14 protein-coding genes and 2 pseudogenes are annotated in these 16,460 nt (G+C 71.7%); 9 read left to right on the forward strand and 7 right to left on the reverse strand.

Annotated features, from left to right (window positions below; all coding sequences use genetic code 11):
• Window positions 1-205 precede the first annotated feature (205 nt).
• The gene (locus PYS65_RS23385; protein WP_279335893.1) at window positions 206-1,174 is read right to left on the reverse strand and encodes a LysR family transcriptional regulator; all 969 of its coding nucleotides are present in this window, start codon (window positions 1,172-1,174) and stop codon (window positions 206-208) included.
• A 144-nt stretch (window positions 1,175-1,318) separates the two neighbouring features.
• Here PYS65_RS23385 and PYS65_RS23390 point away from each other — a divergent pair, with 144 nt between their 5' ends.
• A complete protein-coding gene (locus tag PYS65_RS23390) occupies window positions 1,319-2,290 on the forward strand; it encodes an EamA family transporter (RefSeq protein ID WP_279335894.1) in 972 nt (323 codons plus the stop codon).
• Here the strand turns inward: PYS65_RS23390 and PYS65_RS23395 are convergent.
• The 3 genes from PYS65_RS23395 to PYS65_RS23405 form a co-directional block, all read right to left on the reverse strand.
• Window positions 2,274-3,074, reverse strand: a complete 801-nt coding sequence (locus tag PYS65_RS23395; protein WP_279335895.1) for a sugar phosphate isomerase/epimerase family protein — start codon at window positions 3,072-3,074, stop codon at window positions 2,274-2,276. The two genes, PYS65_RS23390 and PYS65_RS23395, sit on opposite strands and share 17 nt — an antisense overlap.
• 71 nt (window positions 3,075-3,145) lie before the next feature.
• Window positions 3,146-3,742 (reverse strand): dihydrofolate reductase family protein, encoded by a 597-nt coding sequence (locus PYS65_RS23400; RefSeq protein ID WP_279335896.1) that lies wholly within the window; start codon window positions 3,740-3,742, stop codon window positions 3,146-3,148.
• A gap of 320 nt (window positions 3,743-4,062) precedes the next feature.
• A complete protein-coding gene (locus PYS65_RS23405) occupies window positions 4,063-5,109 on the reverse strand; it encodes a LacI family DNA-binding transcriptional regulator (RefSeq protein ID WP_279335897.1) in 1,047 nt (348 codons plus the stop codon).
• Window positions 5,110-5,408: 299 nt separating this feature from the next.
• Between PYS65_RS23405 and PYS65_RS23410 the strand changes: the two genes are divergently transcribed.
• From PYS65_RS23410 to PYS65_RS23420, 3 genes are read left to right on the forward strand one after another with little or no spacing between them, the layout of a single operon-like run.
• Window positions 5,409-6,560 (forward strand): Gfo/Idh/MocA family protein, encoded by a 1,152-nt coding sequence (locus PYS65_RS23410; protein ID WP_279335898.1) that lies wholly within the window; start codon window positions 5,409-5,411, stop codon window positions 6,558-6,560.
• Window positions 6,557-7,708 carry a dihydrodipicolinate synthase family protein gene (locus PYS65_RS23415; protein WP_279335899.1) on the forward strand — a complete coding sequence of 384 codons (1,152 nt, stop codon included), beginning with the start codon at window positions 6,557-6,559 and terminating at the stop codon, window positions 7,706-7,708. Before PYS65_RS23410 ends, PYS65_RS23415 begins: the two co-directional genes overlap by 4 nt.
• Window positions 7,705-8,538: a sugar phosphate isomerase/epimerase family protein gene (locus PYS65_RS23420; RefSeq protein WP_279335900.1), complete on the forward strand. Its 834-nt coding sequence runs from the start codon at window positions 7,705-7,707 to the stop codon at window positions 8,536-8,538. Before PYS65_RS23415 ends, PYS65_RS23420 begins: the two co-directional genes overlap by 4 nt.
• A 910-nt stretch (window positions 8,539-9,448) precedes the next feature.
• Here PYS65_RS23420 and PYS65_RS23425 read toward each other — a convergent pair.
• Complete coding sequence (locus PYS65_RS23425) at window positions 9,449-10,018, reverse strand: TetR/AcrR family transcriptional regulator (RefSeq protein ID WP_279335901.1); 570 nt, start codon at window positions 10,016-10,018, stop codon at window positions 9,449-9,451.
• 103 nt (window positions 10,019-10,121) lie between these two features.
• Here PYS65_RS23425 and PYS65_RS23430 point away from each other — a divergent pair, with 103 nt between their 5' ends.
• On the forward strand, window positions 10,122-11,030 hold the full coding sequence (locus tag PYS65_RS23430; protein WP_279335902.1) for an alpha/beta hydrolase family protein: 909 nt from the start codon (window positions 10,122-10,124) through the stop codon (window positions 11,028-11,030).
• Between the two features lie 116 nt (window positions 11,031-11,146).
• Here PYS65_RS23430 and PYS65_RS35260 read toward each other — a convergent pair.
• Window positions 11,147-11,320: pseudogene (locus PYS65_RS35260) on the reverse strand (Tn3 family transposase); the annotation flags it as partial.
• A gap of 269 nt (window positions 11,321-11,589) precedes the next feature.
• On the opposite strand from PYS65_RS35260, the gene PYS65_RS23435 reads away from it, so the two are divergent.
• Genes PYS65_RS23435 through PYS65_RS23445 form a run of 3 tightly spaced genes read left to right on the forward strand, consistent with a single transcriptional unit; the run spans window position 11,590 to window position 15,375 of the window.
• The gene (locus PYS65_RS23435; RefSeq protein ID WP_279335903.1) at window positions 11,590-12,645 is read left to right on the forward strand and encodes a tyrosine-type recombinase/integrase; all 1,056 of its coding nucleotides are present in this window, start codon (window positions 11,590-11,592) and stop codon (window positions 12,643-12,645) included.
• The gene (locus PYS65_RS23440) at window positions 12,642-14,975 is read left to right on the forward strand and encodes a tyrosine-type recombinase/integrase (protein ID WP_279335904.1); all 2,334 of its coding nucleotides are present in this window, start codon (window positions 12,642-12,644) and stop codon (window positions 14,973-14,975) included. Before PYS65_RS23435 ends, PYS65_RS23440 begins: the two co-directional genes overlap by 4 nt.
• The gene (locus PYS65_RS23445; RefSeq protein WP_279335905.1) at window positions 14,965-15,375 is read left to right on the forward strand and encodes a DUF6262 family protein; all 411 of its coding nucleotides are present in this window, start codon (window positions 14,965-14,967) and stop codon (window positions 15,373-15,375) included. The genes PYS65_RS23440 and PYS65_RS23445 overlap by 11 nt, the downstream gene beginning before the upstream one ends.
• On the opposite strand, the gene PYS65_RS23450 is transcribed toward PYS65_RS23445, so the two are convergent.
• Entirely contained in the window at window positions 15,372-15,788 is a 417-nt protein-coding gene (locus PYS65_RS23450; RefSeq protein WP_279335906.1) for a hypothetical protein, read from the reverse strand. The genes PYS65_RS23445 and PYS65_RS23450 overlap by 4 nt on opposite strands.
• 343 nt (window positions 15,789-16,131) lie before the next feature.
• Here PYS65_RS23450 and PYS65_RS23455 point away from each other — a divergent pair.
• Window positions 16,132-16,434, forward strand: a pseudogene (locus PYS65_RS23455) (TIM barrel protein); the annotation flags it as partial.
• Window positions 16,435-16,460 lie beyond the last annotated feature (26 nt).

Raw genomic sequence — 16,460 nt, forward strand, 5'->3', positions numbered from 1 at the left:
GACACGGGGGAGGGGCCGCCACCGGCGCGCTGGGAGGGGGCGCGCGCCGATGACGGCGGTGCTGCCGGCCGCGGTGCGGCGGAGAGGGTGGGTCGGCGATCGCAGCCGGCAGCGAGGGCCGACACCGCACCACGGAGACTCGTCCGGCAGTCCGGGCATTGGACGGGACGGAGCGGTCGGGGGTTCCGGGGTGCGGGCGGGAATCTCAGGTCGGGGCGGACGGTGTGCGAGCGGCCGCCGGGGACGGAGGGGACGCGGGGGGCCGGTGGGCCGCGATGCCGGGCCAGTGGGCGCGCAGGGTGCGCACCGTCTCCGCGATCGCCGGACGGCGGGCCGCGCCGGTGCGCCACAGCGCGTACACGTGCCGCACCGGCATCGGGTCGAGCGGCACCTCCACCACCCCGTCGGGCAGCGGACCACGTCCGAGCCGGGGGATCAGCGCGATCCCGAGCCCGGCGGCGACCAGGGCGACCAGGGTCGGGTTCTCGTCCGCCTGGTGCACGATCTCCGGCTCGTGCCCGGCGGTCCGGAGGGTGCGCACCAGCCACTCGTGACAGACCCGCCCCGGCGGCTGGCAGATCCACCGCTCGCCGCCCAGCTCCTCCCGCCGTACCGCCGTGCCGCGCTCCGCGAACGGATGCCCGCTCGGCACCAGCAGATCGCACAGGTCGTCCCCGACGACCGCCTGCTCCACGCCGGCCGGGGCGGGCAGCGGTGCGATGTCCCAGTCGTGCGCGACGACGAGGTCGACCGCCCCCTTGGCCACCAGGTCCACGGACAGGTGCGGGTCGACCTCGGTCAGCCGGGCGTCGAGCGCGGGATGGCGCACGGCCAGATCGGCCAGTACGGACGGCATCAGTCCGCGCGCCGCCGACGGGAAGGCCGCGACGGTCAGCCGCCCGGACGGCACTCCGCGCCGCTCCTCCAGCTCGGTCTCCGCCCGCTCCACGATCGCCAGCAGCTCCTGTGCGGTGGCGACGAGGTGGTGGGCCGCGTCGGTCAGGCGCACGCCCCGGCCCTCCCGCTCCAGCAGCACGGTCCTGGTCTCCCGCTCCAGCTTGGCGATCTGCTGGGAGACGGCCGAGGAGGTGTACCCGAGCGCCACGGCGGCGGCTCCGACGGTGCCGTGGACGGAGACGGCGTGCAGGGCGCGCAGGCGCTGGAGGTCGAGCATGACGGCTTCCTGACCGGTGGGCGGGGCGGGCGGCGGGCGGTGGGCGGGACGTGCGGCGGACGGTGCGATCGGTAAGCGGTGCTTCATCCCACCATGCAGGAATCGTCGCTGGTACTGAAGGGTTCCGCCGGTGATCCTCGACGTATGCGACCTTCCCACGTCCTGCTCGCCGTTCTCGTCACCGCCGTCTGGGGCGTGAACTTCGTCGTCATCGAGATCGGCCTCGACCACTTCCCGCCGCTGCTCTTCTCCGCCCTGCGCTTCCTCGCGGCGGCCCTGCCGGCCGTGTTCTTCGTCGGGCGCCCCCGGGTGGCGTGGAAGGGGATCGTGGGGGTGGGGCTGGCCCTCGGGGTGGCCAAGTTCGGGCTGCTGTTCGTCGGCATGGACGCGGGCATGCCGGCCGGGCTGTCCTCCCTGGTGCTGCAGATCCAGGCGGTCTTCACCGCTGTCATCGCCTTCCTGGTGCTCGGCGAACGGCCCGCGGGGGTCCGGCTGGTGGGCATGGCGGTGGCCCTGGCCGGGATCGGCGTCGCCGCCGTCGACGAGGGCGCCTCGGGACCCCTGGGCGCGTTCGCCCTGGTCGTCGCGGCGGCGGCCTGCTGGGGCGTCTCGAACGTGCTGACCCGCAGGGCCGCGCCCGACGACGCCCTGAACTTCATGGTCTGGGTGAGCACGGTTCCGGTGCTGCCGCTGCTGGCGTTGTCGCTGCTGCTGGAGGGCCCCTCGCGGGACCTGGCGGCGCTGGCCTCACTGGACCGGCGGGGGGCGGGCGCGCTGCTGTTCGTGGCCTGGGGCGCCACCGTGTTCGGCTTCGGGGCCTGGGGGTGGCTGCTGCGCCGTCACCCCGCGTCGACGGTGGCGCCGTTCTCGCTGCTGGTGCCGGTCTTCGGGATGTCGTCGGCGGCCCTGTTCCTCGGCGAGCCGGTGACACCGCTGCGGTGGTGCGCGGCGGCGCTGCTGGTGGGGGGCGTGGCGCTCGCGTCGGTCACCTGGCCGGGGCGGGGCACGGAGCGGAGGCCGGAGCGGGACGCGGTGGCACCGGGCGGCCGGCGGGAGGAACCCGCCGGCCGGGGGAGCGGGTCCGCCGGCCGGGAGCCGGTCAGGCCGATTCGTTGAGGAGGCGGGAGAGGTGGGCGTGGCCGGGGCCGAGCAGGCCGGGAAGGTCGGCGGCCCGCTCGTACCAGCGCTTCTCGTACTCCCAGCAGAGCCAGCCGTCCCAGCCGTGGCGGGAGAGGACCTCCACGCAGTCGGCCAGCGGCAGGATGCCCTCTCCGAGGGGGAGCGGGGTGGTGTCCTCGGCGGAGGCGATGTCCTTGACCTGGACGTAGCCGAGGTGGGGGGAGAGGGCCGCGAAGCTCTCCACGGGCTGCTCGCCGCCCAGCCAGGTGTGCATCACGTCCCAGAGGGCGCCCACCTGCCGGTGGCCCACGAGGCCGAGGATCCTTATCGCGTCGGCGCCGGTGCGGTGGGAGTCGTGGGTCTCCAGCAGGATGCGGACGCCGACGTCACCGGCGTACCGGGCGGCCGTGCCCAGGCGCCGGGCGGCCGCCCGGTCGGCCTCCTCGGGGGTCTGCTCGGGGGTGCCGCCGGGGAAGACCCGGATGTAGGGGGCGCCCAGGTCGCGGGCGAGGCCGAGGAGGGCGCGGATCTCGTCGACGACGGGGCCGTCCTCGCCCGGCGCGGCGACTCTGACGTATCCCGCGACGCTCAGGACCTCGACGCCGGCCGCCTTGAACCGGGCGGCGACCTCGACCCGTTCCTCGGGGGTGAGGCCGGGGTGGACCGGTTCCTCGGGGTGGGCGCGCAGTTCGACGCCGTGGTAGCCGTGCGTGGTCGCGAGGCGGAGCACGTCGGTCACGGGCAGGCCGGGGACACCGAGGGTGGAGAACGCCAGCTTCATGTCCACGGGCCTACCCGCGACACCCGCCGGTGACTCCCCCTCGGCACCCCGATCCCCCGCGCGGTCCCGTGTCAGGCCCCGGCGGCCCTGCGGTAGACGCACACCTGGGCGCCCGACTTCGCGGTGGTCGCCCGCACCAGCTCGAACGGGCGCTTCGCGCCGTCGACGGGGAAGATCGACTTGCCGCCGCCCAGGATCACCGGCATGACGACGAGCTGCAGCTCGTCCACCAGGTCCTCACTCAGCAGGGTGCGGACGAGGGTGGGGCTGCCCATCATCGCGAGGTCGCCGCCCTCGGCGGCGCGCAGCTCCCGGATGCGGGCGACGGCCTCCCTGCCGGGGACGAGCCGGCTGTTGTTCCAGGTCAGGTCGGACTCGGTCAGGGTGTCGGAGACGACGTACTTCGGCAGGCCGTTGATCCGGTCGGCGAAGGGGTCCCCGGCCCGCTCGGGCCACGCCGCGGCCATCGTCTGCCAGGTGCGGCGCCCGTACAGCAGCGCGTCGGCCTTCTCCAGCGTGGCGTCGAAGACGCCGCCGAGGACCTCCGGGTCGAAGTACGCGTGCGACCAGCCGCCGTGCCGGAAGCCGCCGTCGGTGTCCTCCTCGGGTCCGCCGGGGGCCTGCACGACACCGTCGAGACTGATGAACTCGGTGATCACGATACGCATGGCTGGTGCCACTCCTCCTGCGCGTCCTGCGCGCCTGTTCGCCGGGGCGATGACGGAAGGACAGACCGGCCCCACCGGCGGAACTCATCGCTCCCCCGGAAACACCGCCGACACACCCGACGAGCCCCGCGCACCCGACGGGTCCCGCACACTCGACGGGCCCCGTACACATGATGGGCCCCGCATACTCGACGGGCCCCGTACACACGATGGGTCCCGCACACTCGACGGGCCCTGCACACTCGACGGGCCCCGTGCACCCGACGCGCCCCGTGCACCCGACGCATCCCGTACACGCGGCGGGACCCGCGTGCCCCCGCTCACCCCCTGGGCGGCCCGGAGGACCCCCGTACCATCAGCTCGCCCCGGATGGACGCGATGTCCCCGGGCGGTGGCTCCTCGCGGCCCATCGCGATCCGGCCGGCCCGGGCCCCCGCCTCGGCGAGCGGCAGCCGTACCGTCGTCAGGGCGGGCACCGCGTCGATGCTGAACGGCAGGTCGTCGAAACCGGCGACCGAGACGTCGTCGGGGATCGTCCGGCCGGAGTCCCGCAGCGCCGCGCACGCGCCCAGCGCGACGGAGTCGTTCGCGGCGACCACGGCGGTCAGCGCGGGGTCCCTGCGCAGGAGTTCGAGGGCGGCCTCGTAGCCGGACCGGCGGTCGTAGCGGCCGTGGACGGTCCAGCGGGGGTCCTCCTCGATACCGTGCGCGGCGAGCGCGGCCCGGTGCCCCTCGAGGCGGTGGCGCGTGGTGGTGCGCTCCCGCGGGCCGGCGATGTAGCCGAGGCGGCGGTGGCCGAGCCCGATCAGGTGCTCGGTGAGCTCCCGGCCGCCGCCGCGGTTGTCGAAGGTCAGCGCGATCGCCCCGGTGTCCGGCGCCGGCGGCCGGCCGCACAGCACCACCCGGGTCCCGGCGTCCGCCAGCTTGCGCAGCTTCGCGTCCATGGCCGCCCGGTGCGGGGCGTCCTCGATGGCGCCGCCGGTCAGCACCACCGCCGCGGCCCGCTGCCGCTGCAGCAGCGTCAGGTACGTCAGCTCGCGCTCCGGGGTGCCGCCCGTGTTGCACACGACCGCGAGTCTCTCCCCGCCCGCACGCCCGCCCGGACCCCCGATCTCGGACTGGATCGCGCTCGCCATGATCCCGAAGAACGGGTCGGCGATGTCGTTCACCAGGATGCCCACCAGGTCGGAGGTGGCGGCGGCCAGGGAGCTCGCGGGGCCGTTGAGCACGTAGTCCAGGTCGTCCACGGCCTTCAGCACCCGCTCGCGGGTGGAGGCGGCCACGGGATAGTTCCCGTTCAGCACGCGCGACACCGTCGCGGGGGAGACCTGCGCGCGGGCCGCCACGTCCGCCAGGGTCACCGTCATGTCTCGTCCTCCGGTCGCGCAGGTCGTCTCGTCGTCGTCCACGCCGGGCCCCTCGCCGTGGTTCCCGGGGCGCCCGTCGAGCAGACCCTATGGCCCCACGCTCCGTTGTTCGCCCCCTCGAACAAGTCGGGTTCTCCGTGCTCTTGTCCGGACCGCCGTTCAGAGGCTAGCTTCTAGCTGCATAGAAAGCGCTTGCTGTGGCGTTCACCAGTCCCCGCGCCCCCGGCCGCCGATCGCCGGCCGGTGCGTGACGGGTGGGGCGTGCGCGGCGCGCGGGGACCGCGTACGAAGGGAACGACGTGACACGCAAGACGGTGCGTATCGCCATGAACGGTGTGACGGGGCGGATGGGCTACCGGCAGCACCTCGTCCGCTCCATCCTCACCCTGCGCGAGCAGGGCGGTCTCGACCTCGGTGACGGCACCGTGCTGTGGCCGGAACCGATCCTGGTCGGCCGCCGCGAGCACGCGCTGCGCGCACTGGCCGAACGGCACGGCCTGGAGCACGTCTCCACCGACCTGGACGCCGTGCTCGCCGACGAGAGCGTCGACATCTACTTCGACGCCCAGGTCACCTCCGCCCGCGAGGAGGCCCTCAGGAAGGCGATCGCGGCCGGCAAGCACCTCTACACCGAGAAGCCGACCGCCACCGGCCTCGACGGCGCCCTGGAACTGGCCCGGCTGGCGAACGCGGCCGGCGTCAAGCACGGCGTCGTCCAGGACAAGCTCTTCCTCCCCGGCCTGCTCAAGCTGAAGCGCCTGATCGACGGCGGCTTCTTCGGCCGGATCCTGTCCGTGCGCGGCGAGTTCGGCTACTGGGTCTTCGAGGGCGACTGGCAGGACGCCCAGCGCCCCTCCTGGAACTACCGCGCCGAGGACGGCGGCGGCATCGTCGTCGACATGTTCCCGCACTGGGAGTACGTCCTGCACGAGCTGTTCGGCCGGGTGAAGTCCGTCCAGGCCCTCACCGCCACCCACATCCCGCAGCGCTGGGACGAGAACGGCAAGCCCTACGACGCCACCGCCGACGACGCCGCCTACGGCGTCTTCGAGCTCGACGGCGGCGCGATCGCCCAGATCAACTCCTCCTGGGCGGTCCGCGTCCACCGCGACGAACTCGTCGAGTTCCAGGTCGACGGCACCGAGGGCTCCGCGGTCGCCGGGCTGCGGGGCTGCCGCGTCCAGCACCGCTCCGCCACCCCGAAGCCCGTGTGGAACCCGGACATCCCCGCCACCGAGACCTTCCGCGACCAGTGGCAGGAGGTCCCGGACAACGGCGAGTTCGACAACGGCTTCAAGGCCCAGTGGGAGCTGTTCCTCAAGCACGTCTACGCCGACGCCCCCTACCACTGGGACCTGCTGGCCGGCGCCCGCGGCGTCCAGCTCGCCGAGCTGGGCCTGAGGTCCTCGGCCGAGGGCCGCCGCCTCGACGTACCGGAGATCATGCTGTGAGCATCCGACTCCCCGCACCGGACGGGTCGTTGCGCACGTACGAACCCCGCACCGACCCCCTCGCCCTCACCCCCGGAGCCCCCTTCAGCTCCCGTACGGTCTTCTCCGCGGCGCACGTCGTCGCCGACCCGTACGCCGACACCACCCCCGACTCGCCCGCCGCCGTCGACTGGGACGCCACCCTCGCCTTCCGCCGCCACCTGTGGTCGCACGGGCTGGGCGTCGCCGAGGCGATGGACACCGCCCAGCGCGGCATGGGCCTGGACTGGGCGGGCGCGGCCGAACTGATCCGCCGCTCCGCCGCCGAGGCGAAGGCCGTCGGCGGGCTCATCGTTTGCGGCGTCGGCACCGACCAGCTCGCCTCCGGCACCCTCGCCGAGGTGGGGGCGGCCTACGAGGAACAGCTCGCGCTCGTCGAGGAGTCCGGCGCGCAGGCCATCCTGATGGCCTCCCGCGCCCTGGCCGCCGCCGCCCGCGGCCCCGAGGACTACCTGGAGGTGTACGGCCACCTGCTGCGCCAGGCCGCCGAACCGGTGATCCTGCACTGGCTCGGCCCCATGTTCGACCCGGCACTGGAGGGCTACTGGGGCTCGTCCGACCTCGACGCGGCCACCGACACCTTCCTGGAGGTCATCGCCGCCCACCCCGACAAGGTCGACGGCATCAAGGTCTCGCTGCTCGACGCCCAGCGCGAGATCGACCTGCGCCGCCGCCTCCCGCAGGGCGTGCGCTGCTACACCGGCGACGACTTCCACTACCCCGAGCTGATCGCGGGCGACGACCAGGGCTTCAGCCACGCCCTGCTCGGCATCTTCGACCCGCTGGGCCCGCTGGCGGCCCAGGCGGTGCGTGTCCTCGACACGGGGAACACGCAGGGCTTCCACGCCCTCCTCGACCCCACCGTCGAACTCTCCCGCCACCTCTTCCAGGCCCCCACCCGCTTCTACAAGACGGGCGTGGTCTTCCTGGCCTGGCTGGCGGGCCACCAGAGCCACTTCACCATGGTCGGCGGCCTGCAGTCGGCCCGCTCCCTGCCGCACTTCGCCCACGCCTACGAACTCGCCGACACCCTCGGCCTGTTCCCCGACCCCAAGCTCGCCGAGGAACGGATGAGGACCCTGCTGCACCTGTACGGAGTGACCCCATGACAGCCGACCTCGCGCGTTTCAGCATCAACCAGATGACGGTCAAGCAACTGTCCCTGCCGGAACTCGTCGACGCCTGCCGCGACCTGGGCGTCCCCGGCGTCGGCCTGTGGCGCGAGCCCGTCCAGGCGTACGGGCTCGACGCGGCCGCGAAACTGGTCCGGGACGCGGGCCTGACGGTGACGACCCTGTGCCGGGGCGGCTTCCTCACCGCCCTCGACCCCGCCGAGCGGGCCGCCGCCCTCGCCGACAACCGCCGCGCCGTCGACGAGGCGGCCACACTCGGCACCGACACCCTGGTCCTGGTCTCCGGCGGCCTCCCGGCCGGCTCCAGGGACCTGCACGGCGCCCGCGAACGCATCGCGGACGCCCTCGCCGAACTCGGCCCCCACGCCGAGGAACACGGGGTGAGACTGGCCATCGAACCCCTCCACCCCATGTACGCCTCCGACCGCTGCGTGGTCTCCACCCTCGCCCAGGCCCTCGACCTCGCCGAACGGTTCCCGGCCCGGCAGGTCGGCGTCACCGTCGACACGTACCACGTCTGGTGGGACGACACGGCGCCCGCGCAGATCGCCCGCGCCGGCGCCCAGGACCGCATCCACACCTTCCAACTCGCCGACTGGACCACCCCGTTGCCCGAGGGCGTCCTCAACGGCCGCGGCCAGATCGGCGACGGCGCGATCGACATGCGCGAGTGGCAGGGGTACGTGGAGGCGGCCGGCTACACCGGTCCGATCGAGGTGGAACTCTTCAACGACGCCCTGTGGGCCCGCGACGGACGGGAGGTACTGGCGGAGACGGCGACCCGCTTCGCCGAGCACACCGCCTGACGCCGTGGTGGGGGCGCGTACGCCCCCAGGCCCGATACGGACCTGCCCTCAGGAGGTCGCACTCTCCTGGGGGCCGGGCCCATACCCGGCAGGTGGGGCGCCCGGACGCTCGGCCACCAGCGCCAGCCACCCGTCCGTACCGTACGGTGCCGGCGGGTCGACCAGTGGGTCTGCGTGGCGAACGGTGGAACCCGGTCGGATTCCTTCAGCGGCGTACGGCGGTGGTCCGGCCGTCGAAGGTGATGTCGAAAGCTTGGAGTGCGGCATTCCGGCCCTCACGTCCGGTGCTGGTCGGGTCCCGACTCATGACGACCAGGTGCGACCTCTCGCCTTCGCGTCAGTACGCGACCCCTCTCTCGCAGCCTTGACCGAGACGCCCGCTTTGCCGGGTCAGGCTGGAAGGGCGGGACAGGAGTACACCCGGCATGGCCGGCACCGCCCCCCGTAGCTCCGGACCGGATCCGGCGCCCCGTCCGAAGCGGCGGACGTTCTCCGCGGAGTACAAGCTGCGGACCGTCGCCGAGTACGACGCCGCCCCGACCGGGAGAAGGGCGCGATCCTGCGGCGTGAGCGGCTGTACCACGCTCATCGTCGGACTGTTGAGTGATGCTCTGGAGCAGTGGTATCAGGGTTCCTGCGACGGTCGACAAGGTGCTCTGCGGCATCCGCCGGGCTGCCGAGACCGAGTTGACGCGGTGATGATTCGGCAGCGGCAGGATCTCGGAGGCCTGGCGGGTGCCGCGGACGCGGTGGAGCAGTGGTGTGACGGGACAGGACGCGCGCGGGCGCCCTCCAGGGCGCCGCTACCAGTCGGTGGGCAGTGGACGCAGCCGTGGTCCACGCCGCGACTTTGCGCAGTGGACGGAGACCGGCGTGGCGGGTGCGGGCGGCACGGGCGCCGGGCCTGTTGTCATGCCGTGTTGCGACATCCGGTGAGGAGGAGGGCGACCATGCGCTTGGCGTCGGCCTGATCGTAGTCGGGGCCGGTGATGCAGAGGTTTCCGATGGCGCGCATGAGCGTGTAGGCGGGGACACCGGGGCGAAGTTCGCCGTCGGCGGCGCAGGCGTCCAGCAGCGTCGCGCAGGCCGGGACCAGGGTGTCGAGCATGAGGACGTGGAGGTTCTCCAGCCCCGGATCTTCGGACCCCAGCGCCGCGCCGAGGCCGTGCTTGGTCACCAGGAAGTCCACGAACGCGTCCGTCCACAGGGTCAGTGCGGTGAACGGCGAGGCGGACTCCTCGAGGAGCCGGGGCGCGAGAGCAGCGCAGGCGTCGATCTGGTGCCGATAGGCGGCGGTGACGAGGTCCGCGCGGGTCGGGAAGTTCCGGTAGACCGTGCCGACACCGACGCCGGCGCGTTCGGCGATGTCGCGGACCGGCGCCTGGACGCCCTGCTCGACGAAGACCGCCGCAGCAGCCTTCAGTACGCCGCTGCGGGTGCGCTGCGCCTGTGCTTGGCGTACCCCGACCGACTCCGGCACGGATGACTCCCTTTACTCGCGGAACAATGTTCCGCTAAGTTGGCGGAACGTCGCTCCGCCAAAGTATGGCAGAGCTGCTCCGCAGAGAAAGCACAGGTCTCTCATGTCCTCCCGCCCCCTCGGCCACCAGATCGTCTCGGTCAAGCCCATCCCCGTTCCCGCGCCTGGCCGCGGCATCGACCTGCAGGTGAAGGTCACCGCTCCCCGGTCGGGCCAGAACCTGCCCGTGATCGTTTTCTCCCATGGCAACGGGTGGTCCCTGGACGGGTACGAGCCCCTCGTCGACCGGTGGGCCGCCGCCGGATTCGTCGTGGTGCAACCCACCCACCTGGACTCCCGCCGCAACGCCATCGGCTGGGACGACCCGCGCTTCGCCACCATCTGGCGCGTGCGGATAGCCGATCTCCACGCGATCCTCGACAACCTCGGCGACATTCTGGCCCAGGCGGGCCTGGGGATCCGCGTCGACCGTGAGCGTATCGCCGTGGTCGGCCACTCCTGGGGCGCCCAGACCGCGGGCGCCATCCTCGGTGCCCGCGTACTCGACGCCGACGGCGTTCCCGGCGAGGACTTCTCCCACTCCGCGGTGTCGGCCGGCGCGCTGATCGCCGCGACCGGAACCGGCGACACCCTCACCCCGTTCGCCGCCGAGAACCTCCCGTTCATGAAGCCGGACTTCTCCACCATGGCCACCCCTGCCCTGGTCATCGCGGGCGGCAAGGACCAGTCGCAGCTCTCCACCCGGGGGCCGGAGTGGTTCACCGACGCCTACCACCTCAGCCCGGCCCCCAAGAGCCTGCTCACCTTCGCCGAGGCCGAGCACACCATGGGCGGCATCGCCGGCGAAAGCCTCGCCGAGACCACCGACGAGGACCCCGCCCGCGTGGTCCTCCTCGCCGACGCGATCTCCGGCTACCTCCGCGCGGCCCTCGGCTTCGACGACGCCGAGTGGACCGTCCTCGGCAGCACCGCCGAGGACGGCGACGGTACGTGGAGCATCACCGGCAAGTAAGCCCAGCCCCGCAGTCGGAGGGCGCCCGGCGCCGAACAGTCGAGTAGAAGAACGCCCCGGTCCGACCGGCGAGGGGGCGGCGGTGCTCGAAGCCCCTCCCTCGCCTCTGCTGACACCTCGGTCCGCTCCGGGTCGCGCAGCGGCCGCAGTCCGCCGGGCAGCTCGGGCAGGAGGAACGAGTACCGGCCGAGCATGCCGACGTGGTGCCGCACAAACGGGGAGAGCCGGGCGACGTCCTCGTCCCGGACCTCGTGGCCGTCGGCACGGAGCTGGGTGACGGCGGCGTCCATCACGCAGAACGTGCACGCCTTCCAGTCCACCGTTCCCGGCTCCAGCTCCGCCCGCGAAGGCGCCCCGTGAAACGCCCCGTACCGGGCCGCCTTTATCTGTACCCGGCCTTGAGGTATCAGCCACGTGCGGCACAGGGCGCCCGAAGGGGCCTCTGCTCCTGTGGCTGACACCACGTCGTGACCGTTGTTCATGACGGTCGTTACTCCATCCGTGAACCCAATGGATGGGGAGACCGGGGATGTACGTGCGACGGGTCGTGGGAACCGGGATGCGCAATGAGACGTACACCGTCGTGGACGGCAAGGGCCGGGTCGTTGAGCTGGTGGACGACTACCTCGCCCTGTGCACTGACCGGGAGCAGTCGCCGAACACCCTCCGGGCCCGTGCCTTCGACCTGAAGACGTGGCTGGTCTTTCTCCAGCTCCTGGACGTCGATCTGTTGGCCGCGTCCCCAGAGCATGTCGACCAGTTCGCCGGGTGGCTGAGACGCCCGATCCAGCCGGGTCGGCTGCGATCGGCAGACGCCGATGGTCCTGCGCGTGAGCCGTCCACGGTGAACCGCGCGCTGAACAGCGTCTACATGTTCTACGGGTTCCTTGCGCGCCGCGGTGTCGGTATGGGAGCCCAGCTGACGCACCGCCGGGCAGCCGGGATTGGCGACTATGGCGGATTCCTCGCTGGTATTGGGGAACGTGAGGTCACGCGGCGGCCGACACGGCTGAAGCAGGTCAGGCGGCGGCCGGCGACGCTGACGGATGCCGAGGTGCAGGGGATCCTCGACGCGTGCGAGCGGCTGAGGGACCGGCTGCTGATGGCGTTGATGTTCGAGACGGGTTGCCGGATCGGGCAGGCGCTGGGGCTACGGCACGAGGACATCAACACGGACCGGCGGACGCTGACGCTGCGGCCTCGGGAGGACAACGCCAACCGCGCACGCGGCAAGAGCCACGACCCCAAGGAGATCCCCGTCCGGCAGGCGCTGCTCGACCTCTACACGGACTACTTGTTCGCCGAGTACGGCGAGTTGGACTGCGACTACGTGTTCGTGAACCTGTGGAACGGCACCGTCGGCACGCCGATGGGGTACTGGGCGGTGATGAGCCTGGTCAAGCGGCTGCGACGACGCGCAGGTATCGACTTTCACCCCCATCTGTTCCGGCACACTCACGCCACCGCCCTTCTGCGGGCGGGCGTGCGGCTGGAAGTGGCGAGTGAGCTGCTCACGCACCGCTCGGTCCACACGACGGCGGACACCTACGGCCATCTGGACACAGACGACCTGGCCGACGAACTGGATCGGGTCGGCTTCAGGGGCTCGTGGTGAGCGCCCACGGCCGCCTGGCCGCCGTCGTCCTGTTCCCCGGCGATTCGTGGGACGCGGCCCTGCTCGGCGTGGTGCGGCCTGAGTTCCGAGTCGAGCGCTTCGTGCCGCCCGTGGGGCACTTCCTGGCCCCGACCCCGTGCGTGATCGCTACGTGCTTGAGAAAGAACGCCTCGCATGGGTTGTGCGCTGCGCACGACGCGGCCTGGCGGAAGGCCGGCCGGCCCGAGCGGGAGACGTGGATCGCGGACACGGCGAACTGGCCAGCCGGACTGAGTCCGGACGTGGCCTCGTGCCTGGTCAGCGGATGTCGGTACTCCGGCGGACTCTCGGGCCTGTGTGACCTGCACCTGGCCGACATCAACGGTCTGCACTCGCGGGGCCAGCGCATCAGCGTCCGCGAGTACGTCGCCGCGGCGCCGGAACTCTCTCGTCCGGGGGCTGGTCGGTGCGGCTTCCCGGGTTGCGGTTACGAGGTCAGCCGCAGCGGCTTGTGCGACGGGCACCACTACCGCTGGACGAAGGTCGGACGGCCGCCGCTGGCCGTGCTGCCCGCCGAGCTGACGCTCCGCAACGTCCCCAGCTTCTCGGTCGCGGGCCTCCCGCCCTTGGCAGCGCTGGAGTTCCAGTACCTGCTCCAGCTCCGCACCGATCAGCGACGCTCCAAGGTGGTCCCCAGTTCCTGGATCCGCGCGGTCAAGACCGTCATCGCCGAGGGCGTCTCCTCGGTGCGGGACCGCCCGGCCCACCACTGGCGTTACCTGTCGCTGAACCACACCACCGTCCCGCAGCTCTTCACCGACCTGCTGGAGGCCCTCGGCGACCTCGACGGACCTGCCGAGGAGTGGGACAGGGACGTGTGGCGCCCGGACCGGCTCGGCTACAGCATCGAGGAGCGGCAGCGCGTCGCCCCGCTGGACTTCACCGGCATCACCCAGCCCTGGCTGAGGCAGACGGTAAAGCGCTACCTGCGGCTGCGGCTCGCGCGCACGGAACTGCGGACGGTCGCGCGCAACCTCCACGACTTCGTCCTCTTCTCCCGGTTCATCGCCGAGACCCGCCCCGACCGGCAGAACGACCCAGCCGTGCTGGACCGGCCGCTGCTGGAGTCCTACATCGGCTGGGTCGGCCGCAGGACGGTGGAGCGGAAGGGGCCGTACTTCGGCCAGCCCATGGCCCCGGGCAGCCGCAGCCGCCTGCTGTCGGCGGTCTCCACGATGCTCGAAACGTGGCGCCGCTACGACTGGCAGCCCACGCTGCCGGCCGACGCCCGGATCCACCCGGACGAATACCCGCGGCCGCGCGGGCTGAAGGCCAACTTCATCGACGAGCACCTGATGGAGCAGATCGAGTCCGAGGAGAACCTGGTCCTGCTCGACCCCGAGACACGCACACTCGTGCTGATCTGCCGCGACGAGGGCCTGCGCATCAGCGAAGCACTCACCTTGAAGACCGACTGTCTGAAGAAGACCCCGTCCGGCCGCTGGGCCCTGGTCCACTACAAGAGTAAGGACAAGAGCTTCCGGGCCATCCCCGCCTCCCGCGTGGTGGTGGACGCGATCCGGGAACAGCACGGCCGGGTCCGGGAACGGTTCGGCGGCGCCTGCCAGTGGCTGTTCCCCAAGGTCAGCGGCAATCCGGACGGAAAGTATCCGATGCCCTACGGCACCGTCGACACCCGATTCGACGCCTGGCTGAAGCAGATCCGCCTCATCGACTCCAACGGCGACGCCGCCGCCGTCAGCTGGCATCAGTTCCGGCACACGCTAGGCACCAGAATGGCGAACGCGGGCGTGTCCGGACGCACTATCCGAGAGGTCCTGGGCCACACCTCCTGGCAGATGCAGGAGCACTACTCGCGTATCGCGGACGACACCCTTCGCCGCGAGTACGAGGAGAAGTACGAGGTCCGCTTCAACCTCAAGGGCGAGGCCGTCAAGATCCACCGCGACGGCGACCTGTCAGGCGTCGAGTGGCTCGCCGAGAAGATCGGCCGCCGCCTCCACGCCGTCGCCGGCGGCTGGTGCGGACGGCACATCTCCCGCCCCTGTCCCAAGACCGCAGCCGATGGCTGCTATTTCTGCAACGACTTCCAAAGCGACCGGCAGTTCCTGCCCATCCACCAGGACACCCTCGCCCGCACTCGCGAACTGGAAGCCGACGCTGCAGCCGCTGGCCGTTCCCGCGCGGCCGACGTCAACGCAAGGCTGGCCACCGCAGTCGAGCATCTCATCACGTGCATTACAGACCAGGAGAACGACGGAGTCGCCCCGGCGCCAGACGACCTTCCTGGCGGCCCAGTCGAGACGAAGGGGGAAGCAGATGCGGGCTGACAACTCGTCCCGCCTGGCCGAGGCAGCACAGCAGCGCCGCCTGGACTGCATCGAGCGCGTCCAAGCCGTCCTGGGGGCCCTGGAACGCGACGGCGGAGCGGTGACCGTCGCCGGCGTCGCCGCGCGGGCCGGGGTCTCTCGAACCTTCCTCTATGACGATGCCCAGGCCCCACTACTGGCCAGGCTGCGAGAACTCGCGAACAAGCAGCCCGCCGCGGGACGACCGGCCCTGCCCGACCACCAGCGGATCACCACCAAGTCACACGAGACGGTGGTGCGAGCGCTGCGGGACACAAACCGGAAACTGAACGAGGAGAACGAACGGCTCCGCAACGAACTTGCCGTGGCCCTCGGACAGCTCCGCGACCTTCGCCGAGGCATCCCCGCTCCACGCGGTTAATCTCTGGTCTCGGGGTACGGCCCGACATCGGCGAACCGGCGGATCCGGTCGTGTTCTGCGGTCTCGTCGGAGGCGTCGAAGTACCGTACCTGGTTCCACCAGCGGTCATGGTCGTAGCCCTCGCAGTGGTTGAACGCATGGGCCGTACTGCGTAGCCGCTGCCACTCCCGCACGATCGCGGCCCGCTGCCACGTCTCTGGCCGCTCCACCGCGAGGAGCGCGTACAGGAGCCCGGCCGAGTCGCAGACCAGGATGAGCAGAGACTGCATCGCGAAGGACGTCTCACCGGTCTCCCCGACCTCCTCGTATACCCGCCCCAACTGGACGTTGAGGAACGTTTCCAAGGCGCGGACGTCCTCGAGCCTGAGGTCTTCGGCGTAGGTGAGGGTGCGCTCGGACGGCGGGTTGGTCATGTAGGTGGGTCCTCCCTTTCGTGCGGTGCCAGCTGGATCAGCTCCGATGACACTGAGCAACTCTACGGAGAGACGGCTGACACTGTCAGCCACACAAAAGACCAGCTCATTGCGCCTACGGAGGGCAAGAGGTCCAGATAACTGCCTGCTCATCCGTCAGGAACTCGACCGCCACAGCAGCTCTCCGAAGATCGACGATAACGCCCCACGAAGGCTCCGACGCGCAATCACCCCAGGTCAAAGGCCCAACTGGCCCGGAGACGGCTGAGCGCACGATCCGACGCCGATGTTTTCCTCAGCCCCCGTAACCGGGGGAGAATCCGCGAGGTTCCGAAGGGGGAGCACGTACCACGTCTGGTGGGACGACACGGCGCCCGCGCAGATCGCCCGCGCCGGCGCCCAGGACCGCATCCACACCTTCCAGCTCGCCGACTGGACCACCCCGTTGCCCGAGGGCGTCCTCGACGGCCGCGGCCAGATCGGCGACGGCGCGATCGACATGCGCGAGTGGCAGGGCCACGTGGAGGCGGCCGGTTACACCGGCGCCATCGAGGTCGAGCTGTTCAACGAGGTGCTGTGGGCCCGCGACGGACGCGAGGTCCTGGCGGAGACGGCCCGGAGGTTCACGGAGCACGTCGAGCCGTGAGCGGGACCCGGGTCCCGCGCCCCGTG

The sequence above is a fragment of the Streptomyces cathayae genome, from assembly GCF_029760955.1.
In the GTDB taxonomy this organism is placed as follows: Bacteria; Actinomycetota; Actinomycetes; order Streptomycetales; family Streptomycetaceae; genus Streptomyces; species Streptomyces cathayae.

Bases quoted from the DNA above. Each gene is read 5' to 3' on its own strand.
- PYS65_RS23385 (WP_279335893.1), bottom strand. From the start codon at position 1,174: ATGCTCGACCTCCAGCGCCTGCGCGCCCTGCACGCCGTCTCCGTCCAC.
- PYS65_RS23390 (WP_279335894.1), top strand. From the start codon at position 1,319: ATGCGACCTTCCCACGTCCTGCTCGCCGTTCTCGTCACCGCCGTCTGG.
- PYS65_RS23395 (WP_279335895.1), bottom strand. From the start codon at position 3,074: ATGAAGCTGGCGTTCTCCACCCTCGGTGTCCCCGGCCTGCCCGTGACC.
- PYS65_RS23400 (WP_279335896.1), bottom strand. From the start codon at position 3,742: ATGCGTATCGTGATCACCGAGTTCATCAGTCTCGACGGTGTCGTGCAG.
- PYS65_RS23405 (WP_279335897.1), bottom strand. From the start codon at position 5,109: ATGACGGTGACCCTGGCGGACGTGGCGGCCCGCGCGCAGGTCTCCCCC.
- PYS65_RS23420 (WP_279335900.1), top strand. From the start codon at position 7,705: ATGACAGCCGACCTCGCGCGTTTCAGCATCAACCAGATGACGGTCAAG.
- PYS65_RS23430 (WP_279335902.1), top strand. From the start codon at position 10,122: ATGTCCTCCCGCCCCCTCGGCCACCAGATCGTCTCGGTCAAGCCCATC.
- PYS65_RS23435 (WP_279335903.1), top strand. From the start codon at position 11,590: ATGCGCAATGAGACGTACACCGTCGTGGACGGCAAGGGCCGGGTCGTT.
- PYS65_RS23445 (WP_279335905.1), top strand. From the start codon at position 14,965: ATGCGGGCTGACAACTCGTCCCGCCTGGCCGAGGCAGCACAGCAGCGC.
- PYS65_RS23450 (WP_279335906.1), bottom strand. From the start codon at position 15,788: ATGACCAACCCGCCGTCCGAGCGCACCCTCACCTACGCCGAAGACCTC.